Source organism: Mesorhizobium sp. M2A.F.Ca.ET.067.02.1.1, from assembly GCF_004023285.1.
Lineage (GTDB): Bacteria > Pseudomonadota > Alphaproteobacteria > Rhizobiales > Rhizobiaceae > Mesorhizobium.
This window is the reverse complement of the sequence record NZ_RZSB01000627.1, coordinates 1-3,565: the sequence shown is the minus strand read 5'-3', so window position 1 is coordinate 3,565 and position 3,565 is coordinate 1. Positions and strand designations below refer to the sequence as shown.

The following is a 3,565-nucleotide window of genomic DNA, read 5'->3' as shown; positions in this document are numbered from 1 at the left end:
AGGGACGAGGCGTGGGTCAACCAAGCGCGCGAGTTCGACAATATATGCCCCATCGGAGTAACGCGTCGCGACAGATTCCGTGACAGCCAGTGCGACGGACGTCTTCCCCATTCCTCCCGGACCGACCACGCTGACAAGGCGCCGTTCGCACAAAAGGGCGTTCAGCGAGGCCACGAAGTCGTCACGGCCGAAGATGCGAATTCCGGCGACCACTTTCCCGTCGCTTCGCGGTCGTGCGGCGGCGTCTATTTGGCGAGGCACCGGCTCTCCGGTTGTTGCGACTGGCGCGACGAAGCGATAGCCACGGCCGGGAATGGTGGCGATGTACCGGTTATCGCCTTCGCCGTCGCCAAGCGCTTTACGCAGGGCAGCGACATGGACCCTGAGACTACTCTCCTCGACAGCCGTGTTGGGCCAAACGATATCGAACAGCTCCCTCTTGCTGACGACTTCGCCAGCTCGTTCGGCCATCGCGACAAGGATCCCCAAGGCGCGGCTACCAATCCTCACAGGTTGATCCCCGCGTACCAGCAGCTCCCGCGCAGGAAGCAAGTTAAAGGGGCCAAATGACAGCGTCCTGCGATCTGAATCAGTGCCCAAGCGACTGCGCCTCGCGCTTCGACAGTCGTGCCGCAAGGTACAACCGCGACTGTCATTGCTAGCAACACTTTCAAATGAGCGCGTTTAGGCGTCGTGCGCAAGCCACTCGATCAGCAACGACGTCCTGAGAAGGGGGCCCTATGTCCCTTGCTCAAGTCGACGCGAGCATCGTCCGGGTCGATGTTCGATCCTGCATTTGCTAGGTCACGCGGTGAGGTGGTCAGCGTCCTGTTTGGCCGGAGAACGCTATCGCTGGTTGCCAATCTAACAAAACCCGCCGATTCACCTTTTGACTAAAGGCCGAGTTCCCCCGACTCCGTGCTGCTGGCCACCGCTCGTAGTCCACCGGGCCGCTGAACAACATCCGAGCCTCACCGCGTCCGACATCCCTGCCAAGTCTGAAGGCGGCATTCACCGCGCCGAGGGTGATCAGAAATCTAAGCGTGCACTCGTTCCCCCGGTTTCGGGCGAGAGGGACCGCCAACCGTGCCGGTTGGTTCCGGCGTGCCCTAAAAAAGGGGAAACCCGCGCCCCCTCGGCGAGGACGCGGGCCGGTGTTTCCACCATTCTGCGACCGCTTGAGGGGGACAGTCGCAGACCTTCTCAACATGGCAAACCGCAGCTTGTTCCGAGTTGCAAGAAGAAAGCCCGCCGAACAACGTCGACGGGCCCGGGCTCATGATCGCGCCACGCACGCGCTCACATACAGTGGCAAACCCTCACAAGGAAAAACACGCCCACTCCGTAAGGGATGACAAGAAGTCCGAGGGCAATCCAATAACCCGGCTGCGCCATTGCCGCGAAGTCTGAAAGAAGCTGTTTCATCGCCACCGAACGAAAGGTGATCATCATTGTTCCAAGGGGCAGCGGTCCGGGGGGCATTTCGCCTGCGATTTTTGGGGGCAAGGGAACATGTTCTTGAACTTTCAGTTCGAGACACGATCAAGAAGCAGTGGAGATGTCTGGTGGCTCCTCTAACGCCAGAGCAGGTAATGGCCGCCCGAACCTTGTTGAACTGGCCGCGGGTGCGGCTTGGAGCAAAATGCGACTTGAGCGAAGCGAGCATTCGCGAATTCGAGCGCGGAGGTCGGGTGCCCTCGGCGGAAAAACTGCTTGCCATGCGCCAGGTATTGCAGGCCGCCGGCGTCGCGTTCTTTGGACAGGACAGCTCCGGCAAGCCTGTCGTGCGCTTGCACACTTCGAAAGCTCCGCACGCCACCAATCTCGCCGGGGGCGAAGCCGGGATAATCGGCAACAGCGAAATGTGACCACAGGTCAAGGAAGCTGCGCCAGTTCTTCGCGTGACAAGCTGCGGTCGTTTGGTAGAAGCGGCGCCGTTGGACTGCCCAGATGACGCGACAATGCTTCGACAATTGGGGCATAGCGCTTTCTGAGCGATGCCAGTCGCTCCAAGCCATGCGGTTTTGGGGTTCCGTAGCCTGCCCTTGCCGCACGTTCCAGGACCAGCTGCAGCACCTCTCTATCGGTTGTCGGGCGGTCGATGTCGAGCCGAAGCAACTTGCTCAGCTCGTCTGCAAGGTGGGTGCCTTCCTCACGCAGCAGGACAGCCTTGCCGCGCAGTTTGGGCTCATCGATCGCCTCGATGACGGCAGCAAGGTCCAACAACGCCGCGAGAGTGGCAGGCCACCCCGCACCAGTTTCCAAAGACCGGAAATAGATCAGGAATGGGTGCGATGCATGGCTCTGCAGCACCTCTGCGCACCAATCTCTGCCCTTTACGAGCACCTGTTCCAGCTCATCCTTGCAACCGAGTGAAGCATAGCGCTCCAGCAGCGCCACCGCGGACGGCGGATCGCCTGAAGCGGTGGTGATCTTGAGGATGCCGGAGTCACGCCTGCCGATGCTGGTCTGCACCTGGAGCAGGTAGGTGACGGCCATCGTCATGACCGACAGACCGCAGAATCCCGCCGCGATGTTGACCCAACGGGCAGGACCGGTTGCGTCCGTCTCGCTCAGGCCAACCGTAACCAGGCTGCTTCCGGCAACGAACACCGACTGGGAGAAGGTCGGCACCGCGGGCCGGTACCAACCGCTCAGAGCAGCCACCATCAGCCCGAAACCGAAAATGAGAAGCAGCATCCAGCCGGTGAAGGACGCTACCAGCACGAAAGGCGCGAACGCCGCCGGAATGGCGGCGCCGGCCTTGCGCGTATGGCACAGCCCGAATAAACCGGCGAACACCATCCGGCTTGCGAGACGCAGGGACGCCCGGCTCTCGCCCGGTACAACGACGGTGTCAAAGACATCGCGAAGCGTGAACCAGACCACAAGGGCTCCGACGACGAATTGCAGGATATCGACGAACATCTCCTGTAACGCCCAGACCGGACTTGTGTTCAGAAACCCTGGCCTCCTGCTCCATCGGACTCGCAGGGAAGCCGGAAGGGGTAAAGCTCTCCGAGCCGCCGATCGGTCACCTCAGCCCCGGAGCCGGCAAGATCGCAAACCGGCGACAGTTATAAACGGGCGTGCGTATCAAACAGCCGTGATGGGACGAAGCGATCTGCTGCGGATTCGGCTCCGTCCGATCCTCTTCCGATCCGGCAGCCTCGGCCAGCAAACCTCGCCGGTGCAACCCTTCGCGATGTTCGAGGAACAAAGCAGCCGATTGCCAGTTCAGTAACATCAACAAGCGTTTTCTGATCATGTCTCATCGTCGGTTCTTGCCACTAGCTCTGGGCCTGCTTGTCTTGGCGTTTAGCTCGATGCAGCAAGGCACTGCTCGGGCCCAGGCGCCCTGCCCGGCCGATCACGACAAGCTGCTCTCGGCCTTGAAGGCCAATGTCAAGGCGAGCGGCGGCCCCGCGAATGGCGGCTTCGAGACCAATGAATGGGCAGCGATCGTAGCTCGCGACGGCACCGTCTGCGCGGTCGCCTTCAGTGGACCCACGGTTGATGCGCAGTGGCCGGGCAGGGCGCCTGGGCCCGAGCAGTGCCTTGCTGC

At 61.5% G+C, this 3,565-nt stretch carries 4 protein-coding genes and 1 pseudogene; 3 read left to right on the top strand and 2 right to left on the bottom strand.

Annotation, left to right across the window (positions count from 1 at the left end; all coding sequences use genetic code 11):
* Positions 1–570, top strand: a 570-nt coding sequence (locus tag EOA28_RS40500) for a hypothetical protein (protein WP_245501617.1), incomplete at its 5' end; no start/stop codon positions are given.
* 1,022 nt (positions 571–1,592) lie between these two features.
* Positions 1,593–1,868: a helix-turn-helix transcriptional regulator gene (locus tag EOA28_RS28915; RefSeq protein ID WP_126081319.1), complete on the top strand. Its 276-nt coding sequence runs from the start codon at positions 1,593–1,595 to the stop codon at positions 1,866–1,868.
* Positions 1,869–1,875: 7 nt separating this feature from the next.
* On the opposite strand, the gene EOA28_RS28910 is transcribed toward EOA28_RS28915, so the two are convergent.
* On the bottom strand, positions 1,876–2,928 hold the full coding sequence (locus EOA28_RS28910; RefSeq protein ID WP_127249218.1) for a hypothetical protein: 1,053 nt from the start codon (positions 2,926–2,928) through the stop codon (positions 1,876–1,878).
* Positions 2,929–3,034: 106 nt separating this feature from the next.
* Complete coding sequence (locus tag EOA28_RS28905) at positions 3,035–3,268, bottom strand: hypothetical protein (protein WP_127249217.1); 234 nt, start codon at positions 3,266–3,268, stop codon at positions 3,035–3,037.
* 58 nt (positions 3,269–3,326) lie between these two features.
* On the opposite strand from EOA28_RS28905, the pseudogene EOA28_RS28900 reads away from it, so the two are divergent.
* Positions 3,327–3,565: pseudogene (locus EOA28_RS28900) on the top strand (hypothetical protein); the annotation flags it as partial.